This is a genomic window from Companilactobacillus farciminis KCTC 3681 = DSM 20184 (assembly GCF_002706745.1).
GTDB lineage: Bacteria > Bacillota > Bacilli > Lactobacillales > Lactobacillaceae > Companilactobacillus > Companilactobacillus farciminis.
The window spans coordinates 774,656-799,102 of record NZ_CP017702.1; the positions used below are offsets into that span (position 1 = coordinate 774,656).

At 36.5% G+C, this 24,447-nt stretch carries 24 protein-coding genes; 20 read left to right on the forward strand and 4 right to left on the reverse strand.

Annotated features, from left to right (window positions below; translation table 11 throughout):
• Window positions 1-33: 33 nt before the first annotated feature.
• Genes yjbM through mgtE form a run of 4 tightly spaced genes read left to right on the forward strand, consistent with a single transcriptional unit; the run spans window position 34 to window position 3,772 of the window.
• A complete protein-coding gene (gene yjbM, locus LF20184_RS03650) occupies window positions 34-687 on the forward strand; it encodes a GTP diphosphokinase (protein ID WP_010020581.1) in 654 nt (217 codons plus the stop codon).
• The gene (locus tag LF20184_RS03655) at window positions 687-1,499 is read left to right on the forward strand and encodes an NAD kinase (RefSeq protein WP_010020580.1); all 813 of its coding nucleotides are present in this window, start codon (window positions 687-689) and stop codon (window positions 1,497-1,499) included. Before yjbM ends, LF20184_RS03655 begins: the two co-directional genes overlap by 1 nt.
• Window positions 1,486-2,406, forward strand: a complete 921-nt coding sequence (locus tag LF20184_RS03660; RefSeq protein WP_010020578.1) for an RluA family pseudouridine synthase — start codon at window positions 1,486-1,488, stop codon at window positions 2,404-2,406. Before LF20184_RS03655 ends, LF20184_RS03660 begins: the two co-directional genes overlap by 14 nt.
• The gene (gene mgtE, locus LF20184_RS03665; protein ID WP_010020577.1) at window positions 2,399-3,772 is read left to right on the forward strand and encodes a magnesium transporter; all 1,374 of its coding nucleotides are present in this window, start codon (window positions 2,399-2,401) and stop codon (window positions 3,770-3,772) included. Before LF20184_RS03660 ends, mgtE begins: the two co-directional genes overlap by 8 nt.
• Before the next feature lie 57 nt (window positions 3,773-3,829).
• Here mgtE and LF20184_RS03670 read toward each other — a convergent pair whose 3' ends face one another.
• The 3 genes from LF20184_RS03670 to LF20184_RS03680 all read right to left on the reverse strand — a co-directional run bounded on the left by LF20184_RS03670 (window position 3,830) and on the right by LF20184_RS03680 (window position 6,442).
• Window positions 3,830-4,474 carry a copper homeostasis protein CutC gene (locus LF20184_RS03670; protein WP_029606564.1) on the reverse strand — a complete coding sequence of 215 codons (645 nt, stop codon included), beginning with the start codon at window positions 4,472-4,474 and terminating at the stop codon, window positions 3,830-3,832.
• 81 nt (window positions 4,475-4,555) lie between these two features.
• The gene (locus tag LF20184_RS03675) at window positions 4,556-5,392 is read right to left on the reverse strand and encodes an undecaprenyl-diphosphate phosphatase (protein WP_010020575.1); all 837 of its coding nucleotides are present in this window, start codon (window positions 5,390-5,392) and stop codon (window positions 4,556-4,558) included.
• Window positions 5,393-5,425: 33 nt separating this feature from the next.
• Window positions 5,426-6,442: a lactonase family protein gene (locus LF20184_RS03680; RefSeq protein WP_010020572.1), complete on the reverse strand. Its 1,017-nt coding sequence runs from the start codon at window positions 6,440-6,442 to the stop codon at window positions 5,426-5,428.
• 75 nt (window positions 6,443-6,517) lie between these two features.
• Here LF20184_RS03680 and LF20184_RS03685 point away from each other — a divergent pair, with 75 nt between their 5' ends.
• From LF20184_RS03685 to LF20184_RS03750, 14 genes are all read left to right on the forward strand, one after another.
• Window positions 6,518-7,726, forward strand: coding sequence for an AI-2E family transporter (locus tag LF20184_RS03685; RefSeq protein ID WP_010020571.1), 1,209 nt, complete (start codon window positions 6,518-6,520; stop codon window positions 7,724-7,726).
• Between the two features lie 184 nt (window positions 7,727-7,910).
• Complete coding sequence (gene trmL, locus LF20184_RS03690) at window positions 7,911-8,420, forward strand: tRNA (uridine(34)/cytosine(34)/5-carboxymethylaminomethyluridine(34)-2'-O)-methyltransferase TrmL (protein ID WP_010020570.1); 510 nt, start codon at window positions 7,911-7,913, stop codon at window positions 8,418-8,420.
• A 10-nt stretch (window positions 8,421-8,430) separates the two neighbouring features.
• The gene (locus LF20184_RS03695) at window positions 8,431-8,853 is read left to right on the forward strand and encodes a DUF1149 family protein (protein WP_010020569.1); all 423 of its coding nucleotides are present in this window, start codon (window positions 8,431-8,433) and stop codon (window positions 8,851-8,853) included.
• An 82-nt stretch (window positions 8,854-8,935) separates the two neighbouring features.
• Entirely contained in the window at window positions 8,936-11,311 is a 2,376-nt protein-coding gene (locus tag LF20184_RS03700; protein WP_010020567.1) for a DNA translocase FtsK, read from the forward strand.
• Window positions 11,308-12,591: an EF-P 5-aminopentanol modification-associated protein YfmF gene (gene yfmF / locus LF20184_RS03705; protein WP_010020565.1), complete on the forward strand. Its 1,284-nt coding sequence runs from the start codon at window positions 11,308-11,310 to the stop codon at window positions 12,589-12,591. Before LF20184_RS03700 ends, yfmF begins: the two co-directional genes overlap by 4 nt.
• Window positions 12,584-13,822 carry an EF-P 5-aminopentanol modification-associated protein YfmH gene (yfmH, locus tag LF20184_RS03710; RefSeq protein WP_010020564.1) on the forward strand — a complete coding sequence of 413 codons (1,239 nt, stop codon included), beginning with the start codon at window positions 12,584-12,586 and terminating at the stop codon, window positions 13,820-13,822. The genes yfmF and yfmH overlap by 8 nt, the downstream gene beginning before the upstream one ends.
• A gap of 3 nt (window positions 13,823-13,825) precedes the next feature.
• On the forward strand, window positions 13,826-14,548 hold the full coding sequence (gene ymfI / locus LF20184_RS03715; protein ID WP_010020562.1) for an elongation factor P 5-aminopentanone reductase: 723 nt from the start codon (window positions 13,826-13,828) through the stop codon (window positions 14,546-14,548).
• 65 nt (window positions 14,549-14,613) lie between these two features.
• Complete coding sequence (locus LF20184_RS03720; RefSeq protein ID WP_010020560.1) at window positions 14,614-15,450, forward strand: helix-turn-helix domain-containing protein; 837 nt, start codon at window positions 14,614-14,616, stop codon at window positions 15,448-15,450.
• A 72-nt stretch (window positions 15,451-15,522) separates the two neighbouring features.
• On the forward strand, window positions 15,523-16,107 hold the full coding sequence (gene pgsA, locus LF20184_RS03725) for a CDP-diacylglycerol--glycerol-3-phosphate 3-phosphatidyltransferase (RefSeq protein ID WP_010020559.1): 585 nt from the start codon (window positions 15,523-15,525) through the stop codon (window positions 16,105-16,107).
• Between the two features lie 23 nt (window positions 16,108-16,130).
• Window positions 16,131-16,670: a CinA family protein gene (locus tag LF20184_RS03730; protein WP_010020558.1), complete on the forward strand. Its 540-nt coding sequence runs from the start codon at window positions 16,131-16,133 to the stop codon at window positions 16,668-16,670.
• Window positions 16,671-16,758: 88 nt separating this feature from the next.
• Complete coding sequence (recA, locus tag LF20184_RS03735; protein ID WP_010020556.1) at window positions 16,759-17,889, forward strand: recombinase RecA; 1,131 nt, start codon at window positions 16,759-16,761, stop codon at window positions 17,887-17,889.
• A gap of 146 nt (window positions 17,890-18,035) precedes the next feature.
• Window positions 18,036-19,601: a ribonuclease Y gene (gene rny / locus LF20184_RS03740; protein WP_010020554.1), complete on the forward strand. Its 1,566-nt coding sequence runs from the start codon at window positions 18,036-18,038 to the stop codon at window positions 19,599-19,601.
• 117 nt (window positions 19,602-19,718) lie between these two features.
• A complete protein-coding gene (locus tag LF20184_RS03745) occupies window positions 19,719-20,804 on the forward strand; it encodes a glycosyltransferase family 4 protein (protein WP_029606563.1) in 1,086 nt (361 codons plus the stop codon).
• A gap of 139 nt (window positions 20,805-20,943) precedes the next feature.
• A complete protein-coding gene (locus LF20184_RS03750) occupies window positions 20,944-21,708 on the forward strand; it encodes a helix-turn-helix domain-containing protein (RefSeq protein WP_010020552.1) in 765 nt (254 codons plus the stop codon).
• 35 nt (window positions 21,709-21,743) lie between these two features.
• Here the strand turns inward: LF20184_RS03750 and LF20184_RS03755 are convergent, their stop codons facing one another.
• Window positions 21,744-22,382: a YigZ family protein gene (locus LF20184_RS03755; RefSeq protein WP_010020551.1), complete on the reverse strand. Its 639-nt coding sequence runs from the start codon at window positions 22,380-22,382 to the stop codon at window positions 21,744-21,746.
• A gap of 30 nt (window positions 22,383-22,412) precedes the next feature.
• On the opposite strand from LF20184_RS03755, the gene LF20184_RS03760 reads away from it, so the two are divergent.
• The gene (locus LF20184_RS03760) at window positions 22,413-23,723 is read left to right on the forward strand and encodes a DNA/RNA helicase (RefSeq protein ID WP_010020550.1); all 1,311 of its coding nucleotides are present in this window, start codon (window positions 22,413-22,415) and stop codon (window positions 23,721-23,723) included.
• A gap of 290 nt (window positions 23,724-24,013) precedes the next feature.
• On the forward strand, window positions 24,014-24,400 hold the full coding sequence (locus LF20184_RS12690; RefSeq protein WP_133278259.1) for a ComF family protein: 387 nt from the start codon (window positions 24,014-24,016) through the stop codon (window positions 24,398-24,400).
• Window positions 24,401-24,447 lie beyond the last annotated feature (47 nt).

The window sequence follows — 24,447 nt, forward strand, 5'->3', positions numbered from 1 at the left end:
ACGATATATTAAAGTAAGTAAAGCGAGGTTATTATGTCAGAAATCAAATGGAATGAATTTTTGATACCTTATTCACAGGCAGTCGATGAGTTAAAAATTAAATTTAGAAATCTTCGCAAGGAATTTTTAGAAAAAAATGAGCATTCTCCAATTGAGTTCGTAACGGGGCGTGTTAAAACAGTAGATAGCATTAAAGAAAAGATGCGTCGTCGCTTTATCAAAGAAGACCTTTTGGAACAAGATATGCAAGATATCGCTGGAATCAGAATACAATGTCAATTTGTTGAAGATATTTATGATGTAGCTAAGCTATTGCATATTCGTGAAGACATGCGTGTTATTGAAGAACGTGACTACATTGCTAACAGTAAGCCTAGTGGTTATCGTTCTTATCACGTTGTGATCGAATATCCAATTCAAACTGCTTCTGGTCAAAAAAATATTTTGGCAGAAATTCAGATTAGAACTTTGGCAATGAATTTCTGGTCTACAATCGAGCACTCTTTGAATTACAAATATCAAGGAGATTTTCCTGAAGAGATCAATGAGCGACTCAAACGTGCTGCAGAAGCTTCATTCATGTTGGATGAAGAAATGTCCAAAATCAGAGAAGAGATTCAAGATGCACAACAATACTTTACCGATCGAAAACGCGATCTAAATAACCCTACGGAGCACAATAAATAATGAAATTATGGATTAATAATAATAGTAAAGAGCAATCAGTTGCAGCAGCTAATAAACTACGCAGTAAATTGCTAGATGCTGGATTAACTTTGGATCGACGCGACCCACAATTAGTTATCAGTGTCGGTGGCGATGGAACGCTATTGAGTACTTTTCATGCCTATGCTGCACATTTAGATAGAGTGAAATTCTTAGCTTTGCATACAGGACATTTGGGCTTTTATTCAGATTGGACTGACAAAGAAATTGACGAATTGGCTGATTTGATTATCAAATGCCAAGACAATATTCCTTCCACGAGTTATCCACTTTTGGATGTCATGGTTGAGAATAAAGAAGGTTCATTGTTCCATGGAATTGCTATCAATGAAATAGTAGTTAGACGTTTATCATCCTTAACTATGAAAACTCGAGTAGATTTGGATAAAGAATTTTTCGAAAACTTTCGTGGGGATGGCTTGTGTTTTGCAACGCCTACTGGGTCCACGGCCTATTCTAAATCTATCGGTGGAGCTTTGATTCATCCTAAAATCAGTGTCTTTCAAATGATTGAAATTGCTTCGATCAATAACCGAGTTTATCGGACAATTTCTTCGCCAATTATCATTCCTCACAATCAAAGAGTTGATCTTTATCCACAAACTGCCGATGACTATGTGATCAGCTGCGATGGAATTACTACAAAATTGAAAAACGTACGTCGAATTACGATCAAGCTAAATTATCAACGAGCCCAATTTGCCCAATATCGACATCGACACTTCTGGACTAGAGTAGAGACAGCTTTCTTAGGACAAGATGAACCAAAATAATCGCTTTTTAAAATTTACGATTGGTGACGATGACAAAAAAATAGTCCGCAAATTTTTAGTTCAACGCAAATTTTCCTCTAGTCAATTACACAACTTAAAAAATAAGGGTGGACAAATTTTTGTGAATCATAAGCAACGTCATTTTAATTATCCGTTAAAAAAGGGTGATCAAATTTTGATAGTCCTTAATACAGAAGAACCCTCAGATTTGATTGAGCCAATGCCGGGTAAAGTAGATGTCGTGTTCGAAGATGATTATTTATTAGTTGTCAATAAACCGCCTGGGATTGCTAGTTTGCCTGCCAAAGCCAAAGACAGTAAGACGATGGCTAATGTGGTCAAGTCGTATTTGATCGATAAAAAAGAGAATAGTTCAATTCATTTAGTCACTCGCTTAGATCGAAATACCTCTGGTCTGATGGTTTTTGCTAAAACTTCTTATGCCCATTCACTGTTGGATCGAATTTTACACACGGAAGACTTTAAAAAGTTTTATTTGGCAATGGTTTATGGTCAAGTATCACCAGAAAAAGGTTTGATAGATTTGCCAATTGGAATTGATCCTAAGGCTTTTTATATGCGAAATATCGATCATGATCTTGGCAAGCCGTCGCAAACTTTGTATGAGACAGTTGAGAAGTTTGACGATGCTAGCTTGTTAAAACTGAAATTGTTGACGGGGAGAACTCATCAAATTCGGGTTCATTTAACAGCAATTGGTCATCCAATTATTGGAGACGATATGTATAGTAAAAAAATTGACCCTCGAATGGACCGTCAAGCTTTACATTGTTATTGTTTAGAAATCGTTCATCCTGTTACTAAAAAGTTGTTAAAATTAACCGCGCCACTGCCTAAAGATATGGTAATGTTAAAGAGTGTGTTAAGGGGTGAGAAGAATGGATGAAAATGAAAAAAGACTCCAAGATAAGTTTTCACAATTGAAAGGTTATCTTGATGAAGGTGATAAAAAGCGATTTCGAAAAACTTATTTGGACATGCACTTTTATGACCAGAGTACTTTTTACCTCACGTTGAATAAGCCTGAAAGAATGACGCTTTATTCAATTTTGGAACCGGACGAAATGGGAGATATGTTCGATACCATTGAAGATGATGATCCTAAGATTCCTGAATTGTTGAAGGAAATGGATCTTAATTATGCTTCTAAAATGTTGAATGATATGTACGATGATAACGCCGCCGATGTTTTGGAACATTTGGACAAAATTGACGTTGATCGGTTTCTAGGTCAAATGCCACGTAACGATGCCAACAATTTGCGTGGACTATTGCATTATGACACTGAAACTGCCGGTGGTATCATGACGACCGACTACGTTGAGTTTCATGAGGAAGAAACAGCAGCCGAAGCAATCAAAGCTTTGAAAAAGTTCGCCAAGACTGCTGAAACGATTTACTATATTTATATTTTGGATCACCATGATGATTTAGTTGGTGTTATGTCATTGCGTGATTTAATTTTGCTTGAAGATACCGATACTTTAAGTGAAAAGATGAATAGTGATATTATTACGGTCAACGTTGATGCTGAACAGGCTGAAGTTGCCCAAGTCTTCAGAGATTACGAGTTCTTAGCCGTTCCCGTTGTTGACCATTCGAATAAATTAGTGGGTATCGTTACAGTTGATGATGTTATTGAAGTTATTGATGACGAAGCCCAACAAGACTACTCTGGTTTGGCCGGTGTTAGTATGGATGAGACCAACAATGATGGTCCTTTCAAAGCTGCTTCCAAGCGTTTGCCTTGGTTGATCACATTGTTATTGTTGAGTATGATCACCGCTACTTTGATCAACCACTATGAAAATTTATTGGCCGAAGCTAGTATTTTAGCCGTCTTTATTTCGACTATTACTGGTACAGCTGGTAATGCTGGTACGCAAAGTTTGGCTGTGGCGGTTAGGCGTTTAGCAGTTGAAGAAATTAATCGCCATGAATTCTTAAAACTATTGATCAAAGAATTGGTCACAGGTTTTGTAACAGGATTAGTAACAGGTATTGCAGTCTTGCTATTAGTAGGGATTTGGAAACATAACTTTGTCCTAGGGATGGTCATTGGATTAGCTATGTGTGCTGCTATTACAGTAGCCAACTTAGCTGGTAGTTTTATTCCAATGCTGATGTCTAGTTTCGGATTTGATCCAGCGGTTGCCAGTGGTCCATTTATTTCAACTTTAAGTGATTTAACTAGTGTTTTAATTTATTTCAGTATTGCTGGAGTGTTCATGCAATACTTTATCAAAGTGTGAATTTACAAAAATAGCCTTGTCAGAGTGAAGTGAAATTCATTCTAACAAGGCTATTTTTTAGTTGTTTATGCCGTCAATGATCTTGGTTCCATGTAACTCTCTAACGTTTAATTCTTTTGCAATCGCGTCACAGTTTTCAAAATTAACACCGCCGCCAGGCAAAATAGCGATTCTGCCATCAGCATAATCTATGTATTTTTTGATGTTGTTTAGAGTTTGGTCAATTGGAGTAGTTAATGGTCCACCATGAGTCAAGATTCGGTCAACATCGTGATCAACTAACCAATCAATGGCTGACTTTTTACTATCCTCTGCCAAAGCATCAAAGGCCATGTGAAAGACAATTTGCATACCACTGGAAGCAGCAATCAATTGTTCCATAGCATCCTCGTCCAAATCTCCATCCTTAGTCAAAGCTCCAAATGCTACGCCGTCAACACCCAATTTTTGAGCTTGAAATAAATCAGCTTCCATCATCTTAATCTCTAAATCGTTATATACAAAATCTCCACCACGAGGACGGATCATTTCAACAACAGGAACGGATTTTTCTTGAAGATATTTAGTAGCTTCTTGTAAAACGCCAAAACTTGGAGTAGTACCTCCAACAGCTAGATTATCATTTAATTCAATTCGATTAGCACCCTTTAAAACAGCAGCAGGAATCTTAGTGAAATTTTCTACAGCAACTTCTTTATAAATAATGTTCAACCCCTCTTTTTTTCAGTATCTTTATTCTAACAATTTTGAACAAAAAAAGAACGTCCGAAGACGTCCAATATGTTATACAAAACTTTTGATTCCAAAGTATGCGATGACAATGATTGCCAAGACGATACGATACCAACCAAAGGCTTTGAAGTCGTTACGTTTGATATAATCAAGCAAGAACTTGATAGAAGCGTAAGCAACGATGAATGAAACTAATGTACCAACAAGTAGGATAATAGTTTGGTCTCCGGTGAAAGTATTGCCCTTCATGAAATACTTACCAATCTTCAAAAGACTAGCACCAAACATAGTTGGAATAGCTAAGAAGAATGAGAACTCAGTTGCGACAAAACGAGAAGTACCAACTGTCATACCACCCAAAATAGTTGCTCCAGAACGAGAAGTACCAGGAACTAATGATAAGACTTGGAAAAGACCAATTGTAAAAGCAGTTTTGTATGAAAGCTGATCAAGGTCTTCAACTTGAGGACGTTTATTCTTCAACCAATTTTCGACGACAATGAATAAAATACCATAAATTAACAATGTGGCAGAAATAACTTGCCAGCTAGTAAGATGAGCATCCATCCAGTCGTTTAAAGGAAGTCCAATAACTACTGAAGGTATGATAGCAACCAAAACTTTGAACCAGATACTCCAAGTTTGATTTTTCTCACGGTGATTTTTTTTAGGTGAGAAAGGGTTCAACTTGTGGAAGTAAATGAGGATAACCGCTAAGATTGCCCCGAATTGAATAACTACCATGAACATATTGATAAAAGCTGTAGATTCATTTAATTTGATGAATTCATCAGCTAAATACAAGTGTCCAGTTGAACTGATAGGTAGAAATTCTGTAAAACCTTCGATAATACCCAAAATGATGGTTTTAATAATTTCAATGAACATGATTAATAATATTCTCCTGAGTTAAATTTGGAACTAGATAAAGTGTACACAAACACACTCAGGAATGGAAATTTTATTTTCTAAAGGTGTTAGATTTCCTTTGTTAGGATTACGTTTGAAAATTGTCAAATCGTCACTGTCTTGGTTAGCAGCTAACAAATATTTTTCAGAAGGATCTAATTCAAAATCACGAGGTCCTTTACCGTTAGTTGAAACTGTGTTGAGTTTCTTTAGGCGGTCACCATTCTTATCAACACTGAAAGTAGCAATGGTATCAGCACCACGAGTTGAAACATATAAGAATTTACCGTCTTTTGAGATACGGATAGCAGCAGTAGTGTTCTTTTGTTCATCTTTAGCAGCATCAACTTCATCAACTAATGTCAAACCAGCAGTTTCTGCATCGTATTCCATAACTAAAACTTTTGAAGCTAATTCGCAGGCAACGTAAACGATAGGTTTTGTTGGGTGGAAGACTAGGTGTCTTGGAGCGTATCCAGCTGGAGCAATGTAGTTGTTCATTAGTTTTGGTTCTTTAGGGTCGTCAATGTTGTAAATATAAATACGGTCAGCACCGTAATCACAAATAATCAATTTGCCATCGGGAGTTAAAGCACTGAAGTGAGGCTTTGATTGATCTTGTTCGGCACGTGGACCATGACCTTCAAATTTAACTTCTGAATAGTGTTCGATTTTGCCATCGTCAGTTAAATGGTCGATCTTTACTTTGCTCAAGTGGAAGTAGGCACTGAAAATCAAATTGCGACTAGGGTCAAATTTAACGTAAGAGGGGGAAGTTTCCTCTGAGAAATCCTCATCCAATAATTTAGGCTCGTTGTTGATATCGTAAACAACAATACCACCACGATCGTCTTTTTTAGCTAAAGCAATCAATTTCATATCATTAGTTACATCGACATAAGTAGGTCCATTTAATTCGACCAAAACTTTAGGTGTAGTCATTTCGCCAGTTTCTGAGTCGAAGTCAGCAGAATAGACACCTTTACCTGTCTTTTTTGTGTAACCGCTTAAAAGAAGCTTTTCAATCATTACAATTCCTCCAAATAATGTATAGTATTATAATATACAGTATAATCTTTGTATAAAATTTTTGGGGAGCAATCTATGCGAGAAACACCGGAAAAAAATAAAAGTTGGTTTTATAAATGGTTCTTAAACAACCAATTGACGGTGATTTTGATTAATATTTTTTTAGTATTTTTGATTATATTTTTATTTTCAAAAATCAGTTTCGTTTTCCAACCAGTCGGACAAATTTTGGGAATTATTATGCCACCGGTCATCTTGGCCTTGGTATTGTATTATTTGATTAATCCGCTGATCAATGTTTTGGAAAATAAACTTCACGTTAATCGGATTATTTCAATTGCCTTTGTTTTTATTATTATTTTGGCATTATTGATTTGGGGCGTTATGTCTCTGATTCCCTTCGTACAAAGCCAAATTGATTCATTAGTCAAAAATTGGCCACAGTACTGGGATTCATTGAATAAGAGTTTGCAGAATATGTTCTCTGACCCTAAGCTTCACCTGGTTAAGGAACGTTTAGCTGCAACTAATGCCAGTATCACGAAGAATTTTGAGAAGTCTATGAGTCATGTTTTGCCACAAACGATGAATAACTTAAGTTCAGCAGTAAGTGTCTTGACGAATGTTGTCATGATTTTATTGACGGCGCCATTTATCTTGTTCTTTATGTTAAAGGACGATAAGAAGTTTAAAGTGTCAGTCGTTAAATTCGTTCCTAATCGTTTGAAGAAGTCAGTTAGCGATATGCTTTCAGAAATCAGTCAGGCTTTGAGTTCCTACATTACTGGTCAGTTGACGGTAGCCTTCTGGGTTGCGGTCATGTTCTTTGTTGGGTATCTGATCATTGGTCAGCGATATGCCTTGATTTTAGGTATCGTTGCCGGAATTTTAAACTTGATTCCTTATATTGGTTCAGCTCTAGCATTGATTCCATCACTGGTCATTGCGGCTTTCATTGCTCCATCAATGGTTATAAAAGTATTGATCGTCTTTGCTGTCGAGCAGACGATAGAAACACGTGTTATTTCACCGATTATTGTTGGTAATAAGATGCAAATGCATCCTGTAACGACAATTCTAGTTTTATTAGTTTCAGCTGGATTGTACGGTTTAATAGGGATGATTGCTGGTATACCAATCTTTGCTATTTTAAAGATTATTTGTACAAGAATCTTCAATTGGTTCAAACGTAATTCTTCTTGGTACGATGAAGAAGATGTTGAACCACTTGATGAAACGACACCTGCAAAAGATACAGAAACTTCGAAGAAAAATCACAAATAATTCAAAAACCATTGTCTAGACCGTACAAATCGTATATAATGTTTTATGAGTTTTGGGGTTATTTGTTTTTCTCAGAAGTGATTTTGACAAAAGCAAGTAAACAAGAGGCTATACTAGCGCATGTCCTTGCTGTGATGTTCACCGAGGTCATGCGCTTTTTGTTTATGTAAAAGGAGATTAAATAATGACGAACCATATTGCGCTTTACGAACCATTGATGCCAGCTAATACTGGTAACATCGCTAGAACTTGTGCAGGAACTAACACTAAATTACATTTGATCAGACCTTTAGGTTTCAATACTGACGATGCTCACATGAAACGTGCTGGTTTAGATTACTGGGAAAAGGTTGACATTACTTATCACGATGATTTAGATGATTTTTTGCAATCAATTCCTGATGATAAGTATCTATACTTAATTACAAAGTTCTCAGATAAGATTTACAGTGATCAAGATTTTTCAGATACTTCAGTTGACCATTATTTCTTGTTCGGTAAAGAAACAACTGGTTTGCCAGAGGATTTCATGCGTCGTAATCCTGAAAAATGTTTGAGAATTCCGATGAGTGATAATATTCGTGCATTGAACTTATCTAACAGTGCAGCTTTGGTTATTTACGAAGCCGTACGTCAACAACATTTTGCTGGTTTAGAATTAAGTCATCATTATGAACATGATAAATTAGATTAGGAGAAAAGCTATGAAAATTAATAAAGGTGCAGTTAGTGTTCAAGCATTTCATTACGATGTTGAATCACCAAGTGCTGATGAGAAGAGTACTTTAAATATTAGTATTGAGCATCCTGAATTTAAAGATGAGAACGGGCAACCTATGAATGAGGACGAAGGAAAGATTTTCCAAGTTGTTATTCCTTTTGAAATTCATATGAAAGATGCTCCTTTTAAGGTTTCAGGATTAGTCGGACAAGTAGTTCAACCAGTAGGTTTCCACGGTGAAGCAGAAGACCTAGATGGCAAGCAAGTTCAACAGATTTCTCGTTCAGCAGTTGAGTACATTGAAACATTAACTTATCAAGTTACTAGCGTAACGTTGAACCATGGTGTTTCATTGAACTTTACTAAAGATGCTGAAATCAAGCCTAATAATGAAGAAGATAAATAAACAGTCCTTGCGGGCTGTTTTTTTTAATGTTCAAAAAAGGTATAATTTTAGATGATTACTTTTAAATTCATGTGAGGTACTTATGGTTAAAAAAAAGGCAAGTTCAAGGCCTAGAAAGAGTAAAAAAACCGTTGATAATTCACGGCTGATTAGATCTCTAGTCAGTTTAGTGTGGATAATCTTGGCGATTCTAGGCTTATTCAAGTTTGGTCTCGTTGGTAAGACTTTCGATAATATTTATCGGATTTTTGTCGGGGATAGTTATCCAGTATTATTGATTATCAGTATCGTTGTAGCGGCGTTCATCATTGCTACTGGGCGATTCCCATTGTTGTCGCCCAAACGAAATTTTGGTTTTTTGTTTGTTTATTTAGGAACATTAATAATTTTACACGGCATTTTCTTTTCCAGTATGTCGCTATATCACAATTATAATCTCGTCACATGGAATACTTTGTCCGCCGATATAACGCAAGTTGATGTCGATGGATCAGTCGGTGGAGGGATGATAGGTTCGTATCTATACAGTTTCTTCATGCCGATGTTTTCAAGTGTGGGAACGTATTTTGTTACTGCTTTAATTATTTTTATTGGAATTTTGATGTTATTAAACGTTACGATGAAACAAGTTTCGGTTGTAACGACTGATATTTTAGTTTCTTTAAAGCATCTGGCTCTAAAAATTAAGGATGTTTTAGTTGGTCATTACAGTAATTATGTTGATCAAAAGAAGACCCAGAAGGTTTCGCTTAACTCTGATAAGCCTAAAAAGCCTACTCCAATAGTAAGAGATGACAATAAAACTGAGGATGGCTTCAATAGTTTTGCTGAGGATAAAAAAGAAGATCTGCCAGATGACTTTGAAATTGAAGGGGCACCAAAGCCTCCAACAAAACCAGTTTCAGAAGCTACAGTAGTCTCGAAACCATATGGAATCGATGGCACGAAGGATAAAGATTTGCCAGATCCAGTCGGTTACAAGAAAGCTGAGTCAGTTAATAATGACGGCTACGTGTTGCCTTCAGTCGATTTGTTGAAACAAGTACCACAGACTGATCAGACTTCAGAAGTTCATTTGATTGAAGAAAATAAAGACAAGTTACGTCAGACTTTCAAGAGTTTTGGAGTCGATGTTGAAGTTAAGAAAGCTAGTTTGGGACCAACTATTACAAAATATGAAGTTCAACCAGCAGTCGGCGTTAAGGTAAGTAAAATTGTCAATTTAGCAGATGACTTAGCTTTAGCCTTGGCTGCCAAAGATATTCGTATTGAAGCGCCAATCCCCGGGAAACCATTTGTTGGTATCGAAGTACCTAATAAGACGATTTCAACAGTTTCCTTTAAAGATATTACCGAGAATCAAAAGGATAAAACGCATCCGTTAGTTGTTCCACTTGGTAAGGATGTTTCTGGTAACATTATTGAAGCAAATATTACTAAAATGCCCCATTTGTTGATTGCCGGTTCCACTGGTAGTGGTAAGTCTGTAGCTATCAATACGATTATTACGGGTATTTTGATGAAGGCTAAACCCAACGAAGTTAAATTGATTTTGATTGATCCGAAGATGGTTGAATTAAACGTTTATAACGGTATTCCGCATTTATTAATTCCAGTAGTTACTGATGCTAGACGAGCTGCTGGAGCGTTACAAAAAGCTGTTAAAGAAATGGAACGCCGTTATAAATTGTTTGCGGAAACTAGTCATCGTAATATTGGCGAGTATAACGCCGACGTTGATAAGTTCAATGAAACAGCAGCTGACGAAGACAAGATGGAACGATTACCGTTTATTGTCGTTATCGTTGATGAATTGTCTGACTTGATGATGGTAGCTGGACATGAAGTTGAAGCTGCAATCGTTCGTTTAGCTCAAATGGCACGTGCGGCTGGATTGCATATCATTATCGCTACGCAACGTCCGTCAGTTGATGTTATTACTGGTCTGATCAAAGCTAATATTCCATCAAGAATGGCCTTTGCCGTTTCCAGTGGGGTCGACTCTAGAACTATTTTGGACTCAGTGGGGGCAGAGAAGCTCTTAGGACGTGGCGATATGCTTTTCCAACCAATCGGGAAGAGTAAGCCAGTTCGACTTCAGGGAGCTTATATTTCCGAATCAGAGGTTGAAAATGTTGTGAAATTTGTTAGTGAACAACAAGAAGCGCACTATGATGAAGAAATGATTCCTACTGATATCGAAGAAGGTGCTAGCGACAGTGATAAGCCAGAAGATGAATACTGGGATGATGCAGTCGATATGATAGTTAAAGGACAGTCAGCCAGTGTTTCCATGCTTCAAAGAAGATTCGCTATCGGTTATAATCGAGCTGCAAGAATGGTCGATGAGATGGAAAATAAGGGCATCGTGGGGCCTTCAGAGGGTAGTAAGCCACGGAAGGTATTGATTACTCCCGAACAATTAGAAACAATAAGAAAAAATCAGGTGAAAAATTGAGAAAAACATTAGCAAAGAATATTTTCTTAAACATAAATCCAATCAAAAAATTCCGAACTATTAAAATTCAAGTTGATTTTCTTCGTCCTTTGAAGAAAGAAGAAACTACTAGTCGTCGTCTATTGGCTAACGTTATGTCCAATTCAACGGCTAATTATCCTAGTTTTCGATCGATAAATGACCGTGAGATGGAGTTGTATGGTTCAGAGATCAATGTCTTTACGCGTAATCTGTTGAATTTTAATGACTTAGCTTTCAGCATTGAATTTGCTGATCCTAAGTTTTTGATTGATGGTCAAACACAAATTAAAGACAACCTAGAATTGTTGAATGAAATAATTTTTAAACTAAATTTAATGGGACAGAAGTTTGATCAAATTGCCTTTGACACAGAAAAACGCAATTTGATGTCTAATTTGGTTTCTATTCAAGATAATCAGGATTTAGTCAGTACACTTGGATTAACTAAGTTGATTTATCAAAACAATCCTGATCGTCAGGTACCAATTTTTGGAAATATTGACCAATTGAATGCTTTAACTAATGAACAATTGTTAAAAATGTATCGAGATGTGATTAAAAACGATACCGTTGTGATCAATGTTGTTGGAAATGTCGATGAAGAAAAATTTGCTGAAGATATTTTAACTAGTGGCTTTTATACTCAAATGAATAATGAACGTCTAGATTTGAAAATTGAATTCGATAAGTTCAATCAATTAATTACCAATCCAGCTGAAAAAATTGAACATAAGCATCTTAATCAGAGTCGAATTGCTTTAGCCTACGCAACTGAAGGTGTATCTAAAAAGTTCAATCGTTTGGCACCTCAGATCATGAACTTGATTTTGGGTGGCGATGATCAATCACAATTGTTCCAACAAGTCCGAGAAAAAAATAGTTTAGCTTATTCGGTCTCCAGTACCTATCAGCCTTTGAGTCATTTGGTTACGATTCAAGCTGGATTAGATGCTGATTCAGTTCAAAAGGCGTTGGACTTGATCAACCAGCAAATTGAGTTCATTAAAAATGGTAAGTTTAGCGATAATCAAGTTGAACACGCCCAAAAAGTCATGGTGACAAGACGAAAGATAGCAACTGATTCGATTCAGTACTACATCATGCGCAGTATTTGGGAAACTGTTTATCCTAAAACACTTTTGAGCGATGAACAATTTCAAACGGAATTAGATAATTTAGATCGTGAACATATTGCTAGCGTAGCCAACAATTTGCATGCTATTGCACAATATCAGTTGATTGGAGATTCAAATGACTGAGAAGTTAGAAAAACAAACAAAGAAATTAAATAATGGTTTACAGATTACTGTCGTACCAATGTCTGGCTTTAACCAAGTTTATGGTTTGGCGATGGCCAATTTTGGATCAGTAGATACGAAAACGAAGCAGGGAACATTGCCAGCTGGGATTGCTCATTTTATTGAACATAAATTGTTTGCTAAGCCTAACTATGACGTGTCGGAAAAATTTGCCCAATATGGTGCTAATTCCAATGCCTACACTAGTTACACAAAGACTGCTTATTTGTTCCAAACCTTAGACAATCCTTATGATAATTTGAAAATCTTGTTAGATTTAATTCAGAATCCATACTTTACCGATAAAAATGTTGCTTCTGAGCGTGGCATCATTGATCAAGAAATTCAAATGTATCTCGATATGCCCGAATGGGTCCTAGAACAAAGGATTCTTGGCCAACTATATCCCAATGATCCGATTGCAGAAGACATTGCCGGATCAAGCGAGTCATTGCAACAAATCAATCGTGAAAACTTATTAGCTACATATCAACAAAATTATCGTCCGGATAATATGAACTTAGTTTTAGTTGGTGATGTAGATTTTGAAAAAGTTGAAAAGATTGTTGAGAATTCTAATTTTCATCAAATCGATACGCCGTTGCAAAAAGTTAATCGTCAATTTCAACCAATTGGTCAAGGTGGCTTTGAGACGATGGACATTAGTCAAGCCCGTAGCGCCTATGGAATCAGAATCGATACAGAAATGTCTGGGTACGATTTAGTAAAGAAACAATTTGAATTAAATATGATTATGGAGACTTTGATAGGGGAATCTTCTAAAAATTATCAAGAAATGAGTAATTCAGGTCTAATTGATGATAGTTTTTCTTATAATGTAGTTGCAGAAAATAACTATTGTTTTATCATAATTAGTGGGTCAAATAATGATCCTGAAAAATTTCAAGCATATCTACGTAATCACTTATCTTATAACTCATTAAAAGAAGTTCTAACAGATACCAAATTTGAAAGAATTAAACGTGATGCGATCGGTTCTTACTTGTTTGCTCAAAACTCACCTGAGGCGATTGCTAATCAGATGGCTGAACTTTATTTTTATGACGTCGATTATTTAGAATTGATCAATTTGATTGATTCAATCAAAAAAGATGATGTCTTAATGATTGCAGAGAAATTTTTAAAAGATAATAACAGCACTTATTACAATCTTTTACCAAGTAGGAAGTAAACTATGTATGCATTAGTTATGGGAAGTTCCGGTGACATTGGCGCAAGTAGTGCTAAGAAGCTAGCTCAAAAAGGCTGGTCATTATATTTGCACTACAACAAAAACCGCGAACGGATTGAAAAGTTACGCACCGAGCTTGTGGAAAAATATCCAAAACAGGATTTTATTCCTATTAAGTTCAATATGGAACAAGATTCAGTTGAACAATTGACTAGTCAGATTTTTGGACTGGATGCGATAGTCTTTGCTCAAGGTAATACTTACTATAAGCTGTTAGTTGATATTTCCGAAAAAGAAATCGATTCTTTGTGGAATATCCATGTGAAGTTGCCTATCTTGATTTTGCAGGCATTACAAGACAAGTTAGCAAAGACACATCATGGACGAATCGTTTTTATTGGGTCAATTTATGGAAAAATTGGTTCGGCGATGGAAGTGGTATATAGTACCGTCAAAGGAGCGATGTCGTCATTTGCGGATGCGTATGCTAAAGAAGTAGCTTCCTTAGGGATTTCCGTAAATGTCGTTGCTCCTGGTGCCGTCAATACAAAAATGAATACTCAAGAATTTTCTAACGAGGATCTTGAAAACGTTAAAGATGAAATTCCAGCAGATAGATTAGCAAATCCTGATGAAATAGCTGATTTGGTTAGTTATTTGGTTAATATCAAATCAAATTATTTAACGGGACAAACAATTTATTTTGCAGGCGGTTGGTTGCTGTAAGCTCGCTAGTAGTTAGATAATAATATATGTTATACTTAGAAAAATTAGTTAATCGGTGGTAAATAATGGACGAAATTGGCCAAAAATTAAGAAATGCTCGTATCAAAAAAGGATACACAATTGATGATTTACAACAAATCACAAAAATTCAAAAAAGGTATTTGATTGCTATTGAAGAAGGTCAATTTGATCATCTTCCTGGTGATTTCTATGTCAGAGCTTTCATCAAGCAATATTCTGATGCTGTTGGTATTTCAAGTGATGACTTGTTGGAAGAATACAAGTCTGATATTCCTAATGCACAACCTACGCAAGAAACTGCTCCTGAAGAGACTAAGACTAGAAGTATCAAGGAAGAATCAAATTCTTTCTTCTCTAACTTGGGTAACTATATTCCTCAAATTGTCGTTGGTATTATAGTTGTCGTTATTATTGGGGTAATCGCTTTTGGTATGATTCACAGAAACCAAAGCTCATCAAGTGTAACGATTCCAAAGGATAATACTGAACAAACAACTAAAAAAGCCAAGAAGACAACTAAGAAGAAGGCTGCTAAGAAGACTGAAACTAAGTCTAAAGAGACAGCTGTTAAGGAGTCTGACACTGAAGGGACATATACGATCACAAACGCCCCAAGTGATGGACTAAAAGTTGTTGTTGAAGGTAGCAACGGTCAAGCTTGGATTCAATTCAAGGAAGGCGACAACACTACTTGGCAACAAGCTCTTAGTGCTGATGAAAAGAAAGAAACTACTGTTCCTAGCGACACAACGACTTTCACTATTCAAACGGGTAACGTTAATAATACTAAGGTTACGATCGATGGTAAGGACGTTGACTTGTCTAAATCACAAAGTGGCGACACAATCGTTAAAACTTTGACATTTAATATTGAAAAATAAAATAATGGTGTCTAATCTTTATGGGTAGGCACCATTATTTTGTCAAAATTAGTATTCTTGGAGGATTTTTCAATGGTTTGGAATGTACCAAATAAATTAACCATGTTACGGATTATTTTAATTCCGGTCTTTATTATTTTATTAGCCTTTAATTGGAGCGGCTTAGGTGATATTTACGTCGCCAATGATTTGATTCCAGTCAATCATGTTTTAGCAACGGTTGTCTTCATCGTTGCCTCATTGACAGACTTGTTGGATGGTAAGATTGCTCGTAAGTATCATTTAGTATCCAACTTCGGTAAGTTTGCCGATACCTTAGCTGACAAAATGCTCGTTATGACAGCATTTATTTTCTTAGTTAGCTTCAAAATGGCTCCAGCTTGGGTCGTTGCGATTATCGTTTGTCGTGAATTGGCTGTTACTGGTTTAAGAACTATCGTTTTGGAAGTTGGTGGTAAGGTCATGGCTGCTCAAATGCCTGGTAAGATCAAGACTACAACTCAAATGTTAGCTATCATTTTCTTATTGATGCACAATATTTTCTTCTCCGCTATCAATATTCCAATTGGAGAAATTTTCTTATATATCTGTTTGATTTTCACTATTTATTCAGGTGCTGATTACTTTATTCAAAGTAAAGATATTTTCAAATCTTAATACGTAATTTGAAAGAGAGAGCAATGAAAAAAGAGATAGATTTTTTAAAGACGATTGAACAATTAGACTTTGAAGAGGGAATTCCAGAAGACTTTAAAGACTTTCCTAAGCAGACGGTTAATTTGTTGAAGCAGACTCATTTGAAGATTACTGCGGCAGAAAGTTTAACCGCTGGAATGTTTCAAGCGACTGTTGCGACAATTCCAGGTGCTTCGAACGTCTTCGATGGTGGCTTCGTCACTTATGCTGATTCTATCAAGGTGAAGTTATTGGGGATGGATCCGCAATTGATTGAAGATAATACCGTCGTCAGCGGACCAGTAGCTTTGGCAATGGCCAAATTGTCTGCAGAAAAAGTCGAAGCTGATATCGGTGTCGGTTTCACAGGTGTTGCCGGTCCTGATCCATTGGAGGGAAACCCCGTGGGAACAGTCTTTATTAGTGCTTATAATCGTACAAATAACGAAAAAATTGTTAAAGAATTTCATTTTTCTGGGTCGCGTCAAGCAATCCGTGAAAAGTCAGTCCTTTGCGGATTTGCTCTCGTTCAAGAAATAATATAACGAACAAACATTTGTTCGCTTTTTTCTTGCTTTTTTGATGAATTACTAATAATATAACTAGTGATGAATGCATTAGGAGGAAAGCAATTTGGCTAAAGATGAACGACAAAAGGCTTTGGATGTAGCCTTAAAGAAGATTGAAAAGGATTTTGGTAAGGGTGCCATTATGAGAATGGGTGACGATTTAAATACTCAGATCTCAACTGTTTCTAGTGGTTCACTTGCACTTGATAATGCATTGGGTGTCGGTGGCTTCCCACGCGGAAGAATCGTAGAAATTTATGGACCTGAAAGTTCTGGTAAAACAACCGTTGCATTACATGCCGTTGCTGAAGTTCAAAAGCAAGGTGGTACTGCAGCATATATTGATGCTGAAAATGCCATGGACCCCGCTTATGCAACTGCCTTGGGTGTTAATATTGATGACCTATTGTTGTCACAACCCGATACAGGTGAACAAGGATTAGAGATTGCTGATGCTTTGGTATCTAGTGGTGCGGTCGATATCGTCGTTGTCGATTCAGTTGCTGCTTTGGTTCCACGTGCTGAAATTGAAGGTGAAATGGGAGATTCCCACGTTGGTCTTCAAGCTCGATTGATGTCACAAGCTTTGCGTAAATTGTCTGGTTCAATCAACAAGACTAAGACGATTGCACTTTTCATTAATCAAATCCGTGAAAAAGTTGGTATTATGTTCGGTAATCCAGAAACTACTCCTGGTGGTCGTGCTTTGAAGTTTTATTCAACGATTAGACTAGAAGTACGTCGTGCTGAACAGATTAAAGACGGTACAGATGTAATTGGTAACCGTACTAAGATCAAAGTTGTTAAGAACAAGGTTGCTCCACCATTCAAGATTGCTTTGGTAGATATTATGTATGGTCATGGTATTTCTCAAACTGGTGAGTTAGTCGACATGGCTGTTGATAAGGACATTATCGATAAGAGTGGTTCATGGTACTCATACGGTGATGAACGAATCGGCCAAGGTCGTGAAAATGCCAAGACTTATCTAGCAAATAATCCTGACAAGATGGAAGAAATCAAGCAAAAGGTTCGTGCCGCTTATGGTATGGATGGCAAGCCAGAGGATGAAGAAACTTCTGACGATGCCAAAGACGATAAGAGTAAAGATTCAAAAAAAGATGAGAAGTCGACCAAAAAAGGTGACGAAGCTCTAGATTTGAATCTCGACACTGATAAAAAAGAAAATAAATAAGAGAAAGAGGCCAATTGTGTCTCTTTTTTTCTTTTTAGTTGGTTGACAGGCGATATTTATTCTATAATATTAAGTTGTATGTAATAATCTGCAACATTTAAAATTTTTACAAACACATTTTTAAAAGCAAATATGGAGGTGATGGCATGTATCCTGCTATCATAACCTTCTCTTTCGCTCTAGTAACATTAATTGTGGGTGTCCTTTTCGGATATGCTCTCTGTAAAGACTCCTATGAGAAAAAACTTTCACAAGCTAAACAAACTGCTGAAGACATTGTTTCTGATGCTAAAAAGGCCGCTAAGTCTTTGAAGAAAGAAACATTGCTTGAAGCAAAAGATGAAATTCATCAATATCGTGAGAAACAAGAAGATGAATTGAAGGAACGTCGTAAAGATATTCAGAAACAAGAGAATCGTGTGCTTGAAAGACAAGACATTTTGGATAAAAAAGACCAAACGCTTGAAAAACGTGAGGACAATATCGAGCATAATGAGAATAATCTTACAGCGCGCCAACAAAAACTTGATGAAAAAGCTAAACAATTGACTAAAACTCTTGAAGAACAGCAAGCGGAGCTGGTAAGAGTAAGTAACTTGACTCGTGAACAAGCGAGAAAAATCATTCTTGATAAATTAAATAAAGAATTGGTTCATGAACGTGCCAAAATGATTAAGGAAAGTGACGAACAAGCTAAGCAAACTTCAGAAAAGGATGCTAAAGCTTTGATCGTTGCGGCAATTCAAAGAAGTGCAGCTGATACTGTCTCAGAATCGACCGTTACAACCGTTACATTGCCTAATGAAGACATGAAGGGGAGAATCATCGGTCGCGAGGGTAGAAATATCCGGACTATCGAAGCGTTAACGGGGGTTGACTTGATAATTGACGATACTCCAGAAGCAGTTGCATTAAGTGCTTATGATCCGGTCAGACGAGAAATTGCTCGTATGGCCTTGGAGAAATTGATTGAAGATGGAAGAATTCATCCAGCTCGTATCGAAGAAATGGTCGATAAAGCTAGAAAAGAAATGGATGATCACATTCGTGAAGTCGGTGAACAAACGGTTTATAGTTTGGGCATCAGCTCGATGAATCCTGATTTAATCAAGATTATTGGACGTATGGAATATCGTACAAGTTATGGTCAAAATGTTTTGAATCACTCAATTGAAGTCGCTAAATTATCCGCTGTAATGGCTTCAGAATTGGGTGAAGATGTTATGTTAGCAAAACGAGCAGGTTTATTACACGATATCGGTAAAGCTATCGATCGTGAAGTTGACGGTTCCCACGTAGAAATAGGTGTGGATATCGCAACTAAGTATAAAGAGCCAGAAGTAGTCGTTAATACGATTGCTTCACATCATGGGGATGTTGAACCAACATCATTAATTGCAACAATCGTTGCAGCGGCTGATGCAATTTCCGCATCGCGTCCTGGTGCTAGATCAGAATCGATGGAAAATTACATTCACCGTCTTGAAAAATTGGAAGAAATTTCCGATAAGCATGAAGGTGTTGATCACAGTTATGCCATTCAGGCTGGTCACGAGATTCGTGTCATGGTCAAACCTGAACAAATTTCTGACGACCAAGCTGCAATTTTGGCTCGAGATATTAAAGGTGAGATTGAAGATAACCTTGAATATCCAGGACATATTAAAGTTACAGTTGTTCGTGAAGTCAGAAAAGTTGAATTAGCAAAATAATAATTATTGAGGGGTGTATCAAAAGATACGCTCTTTTTTTATTTTCTTTTAGATTGTGGGTCTGGTATTGTATAATTGTTCTATTAATGGAAAGTGAGTTTTTCTAAAATGTCGGTTATGTTTAATGTAATAGTAAAATTATTTTTGACGATGATCCTATCGGCTGCAATAACTCCTTTCGTAGTGAAATTAGCCTATATTTTAGGAGCTGTGGATAAACCAAATGCTCGGCGAGTAAATATTAAGCCAATGCCCACGATGGGTGGACTGGCTATTTTTATTGCGTTTAATTTCTCGACGTTTGTGTTATTGCGCGAACAATTTCCTACTCATGAGTTGTTTAGCGTTTTCTTAGCTGAATGTATCATTATTTTGACGGGGATCATTGATGATATCAGAGAATTATCACCTAAGGCCAAGTTGGCTGGAATACTGGCTGCTGCTTTAGTGATTTACTTCTTAGCTGGAATCAGAATGAATGAGGTCACGTTACCGATTTTTGGCTCATTCCAATTGGGTTGGTGGAGTTTGCCAATTACTATCATTTGGATTATTGCCATCACTAATGCGGTCAACTTAATTGATGGACTGGATGGTTTGGCGACGGGGGTTTCAATCATTGCGCTGTTTACTATGGGAGTTATGGCATATTTCTTCTTGAATATGACTAACGTCTACGTAGCAATTTGGATTTTTGCGATGGTAGCGGCATTGATTGGTTTCTTGCCTCATAATTTCCATCCGGCCAGTATTTTTCTAGGTGATACTGGTTCACTCTTTATTGGTTTTATGATGGCGGTATTCTCTTTAAAGGGATTAAAAAACGTAACTTTTATTAGTTTGCTGATGCCAGTCGTTATTATGGGTGTGCCAATTACAGATACTGTTTATGCAATTTTAAGAAGATTATTGAATAAAAAGCCAATTATGCAAGCTGATAAGCACCATTTGCACCACCGTTTGATGCAATTGGGATTGTCGCATCGTCAAACTGTTTTGGTAATTTATGGATTATCATTAGTTTTCGCCTTTATATCATTGCTTTATCCACTATCAACCTTGTGGGGAAGTATTTTATTGACGATAGGCGTTTTGATTGGTTTGGAATTATTTATTGAATCGATTGGATTACTTGGTGATGATCGCCAGCCATTGTTACGAGCAATTCAAAGATTTGTTAAACGAATGGAAAAGAAAGATTAGCAAGCGCCGTTATAGCGCCTGCTTTTTTTGTCTCTAGAGTATTTCCACAAATCAAAGACCCGATAAAGATTGAGTTCCACCGCTTGTAGGTAGTATATATACTTATATCCCTTTAAATTGAAACCGAGGAGAATTCAAAATGGAATTAAGTGAACAATTAAAGAAGTATCGCAAGCAAAAGAATTTAACGCAACGAGAATTAGCCTTGAAATTAAATGTTTCCGACAAGACGATCTCAAGTTGGGAAACGGGGAGAACTTATCCGGATATTTCGTTGTTGATCAATTTAAGCTCCATTTTGGAAATTTCCTTAGATGAATTTTTAAAAGGAGACTTTGAAACGGTGGAGAAAATTGATAAGGATTTAAAGTTAAAGCGAGTTTACAAAAAATGGTTGATTGCTGTTTTAGTGGTGGGAGTCATCTTGATAGGTGGTGGATTTTTTCTATCAACGTATCAATACAAAAATGCTACGGTTGACCGATTTAACCCTCTGTTAGAAACTAAAATAGGTTATGCAGCTTTGCCGACTGAAAAGACTGCCATTGCTTCGGATTATGAGACCATGAAGGATTCTCATGGTAAAACCAAAAAGATTTTAGGTTCACCATACAAAAATATGGTCGTGACTGATGATGCTTGGGGAAATTCATCGTTTTTGACTTTTTACGGTGGCTTGGCACCTAAGGACAAAACTTATGCAATGGTAAGACATCGCGGTAGTTACGTTTCAAAAATTAACTTTGTCGATTGGGATTCGATACCTAAGTCTATTCGAAATAATATGTTCCAAGATTATAGTGAATATCGACAAATGTATCAGATGTACAAAGAAGGTCAAAAGGATTATCAAGGAAAGGGTAATGACAGTCCAGTTTTTACCGTTCAAACAGGAAAATATTAAAAAAATCCGATTCGAAATTTACTCGAATCGGATTTTTAGTTGGCTTCAATTGGAACTTGTTTGTAAGTCTTTTGAGTTTCTTTTAGTTGAATTTGATTTTGGAATAAGTCTTTGATGTTTTGAACAGCTTCTTCAACAATGTTCAAATCCAAATATATTTCGCATTTAACGTCAGCTGTGAATTGATTGTTTTCCAAATTGATTTTCTCATTTTTAGCGTAGTTATCAAACTTGTCGAACAAATGATAAGGAATTGTTAATTCAAAACCTTGTTGAATGCGATTTTCGACTAATCCAATTTCTTTGACTGCTTCAGCAGTGGTTGAAGAGTAGGCTCTGATTAAGCCACCAGCACCTAATTTAATACCACCGAAGTATCTTGTGACGACAACAGCCACATTTTGTAAGTTTTGTTGCTGAAGAACATTCAAGATAGGAGAACCGGCAGTACCACTAGGTTCACCATCATCAGACATCCGTTCGATCAGGACATTTTCTTTGACGATAAAGGCTGTACAGTTGTGAGTAGCACCCGCTTCTTGTTGACGAATTTTTTTGATAAATTCATTGGCCTCGGCTTCAGAAAAGACTTGTGCAATGTGGGCGATGAAACGTGATTTTTTGATATCTTTTTCGTGACTGCCAGTTTGGGCGATTGTTTTATAATTTTCCAAAAATAGTGACTCCTTTGCGTAATTTTTTGTATGAATAAAATAAATGAATACTTAGGTGGTCGTGTACTCAATACGACTAGTTTGAATAATGAAGACTTAAACGAGTTACAAACACTAGGTGGTAAGTTATGTGATGCAACTTTTAGAAAGGACAATAAATTATTTTGTCGACGTTGCCTGATGGGAATCAAAAAATTGCCAATTGATTTTCAGTACTGTCGGCATTGCATTAATTTAGGAAAAATTCAGGTAGACGATAAGCTGATAATTACCCCGACAGACATCTCTTATCCAGCTCAGAATCAATATCTGCAATGGAATGGACAATTAACTGCAAATCAACGAAAAGGCGTTAGAGAGCTTTTAATTGCTTTTCAAAATAAACAAGATCATTTAGTTTGGGCAGTAACTGGTGCTGGCAAAATGGAAATGATTTTTCCTTTGATTGAGCAAGTGTTAATAGCAGGCCAGCGAGTAGCGATGTGTTCACCTCGAGTTGATGTTTGTATTGAATTGTTTCCACGGATCCAAGCAGTTTTTCCTAATACTTCAGTAGGTCTTTTTCACGGTAAAAGTGCGGAGAAGTATCATTTGACGCAAATTGCCATTATGACAGTTCATCAGTTGATCCGTTTTGAGCAAGGTTTTGACGTTTTGATAATCGATGAAGTGGATTCGTATCCCTTGGCAGGTAATGAAATGCTTCATAAGGCCATCTATAAAGCTAAAAAAACTGACGGTATGATCGTTTATTTGTCAGCCACGCCACCCAAAGAATTATTGCAGGATGTCCGCCAAGAAAAGATCACCTTGAGTAAATTGTATCAAAGATTTCACGGTCATCCACTCCCAGAGCCACAGTGTCATTTATTATTCAAAAAAATAAATTTTTTAGGTATTAATCCACAACTGCGTTATAAAATAAATCAAATGATTCATAATAAACAACGTTTTATGTTATTTTTTCCACAAATTCCAATTATGAAATCCTTTGCGAAACAATTAAAGAAATTATATCCAACATTAACCTTTGTCGATGTGAGTTCCAAGGATAAACAACGTTTGGAAAAAGTTCAACAATTTCGTGACCAAAAGGTTCAAGCAATTTTGACAACGACAATTTTGGAGCGAGGAGTTACTTTCAAAAAAATTACCGTGATAGTTTTAGAAGCACAGGCAAAAGAATTTACCAAGACGACTTTGATTCAAATAGCTGGACGGGCTGGACGAGGAAAGGATTCCTACGACGATGAAGTTCATTTTTACTATCAATACTATACAGAACAGATTCGTTTGGCTTGTAGAGAAATCAAATACTTAAATTGGCAGGCTAAGAAATGAAATGCCTTAATTGTGGTTTGGAAATAAATAATAATTTAAAAATATCAGAAATATTTTTGTTTAAAGCTAAGATACCAAATTATATTTGTCAACTATGTCGAAGTCAGCTGGCACCACTAATAGGACGCAATAACTGTCCACGTTGTGATAAGCCCGATATTGGGACAATTTGTCGCGATTGTCTGATGTGGGAAAAGAAATATCGGATAATCAATTGCCATCAAGCTTTGTTCGAGTATAATCAGTTCATACACAGCTACTTCAAGCTGTATAAGAGATATGGAGATGTCTTGTTAGCACGATTATTTTATCAAGATATAAAGAGATGGTCTTTGCAACACTCTTTTGATGTAGTTACATACATTCCTGCTAGCCCGAGTCATCTTCAAGCCCGAGGTTTTGATCCAGTTTATGAATTATATAAAGATATTTTTGATTTGAAAAAACTTTTTGCAAAAGTAGATGCTGACAAACCACAAGCACAAAAAAATCGTTTGGAGAGGCTGCAGACTCCACAGACTTTTTATCCTTTACCAGCATTAGAACAGATTCAAAGAAATCAAAGTATCTTGATACTAGATGATATCTATACGACTGGACGGACTTTAATGCATAGTCATGATATGTTTTTGCAAGCTGGCTTTACGAATATTTCAACATTTTCATTATCTAGGTAGTGAAAACGTTGTCATATAGGCGTAAGAATATTATAATTACATTAAAG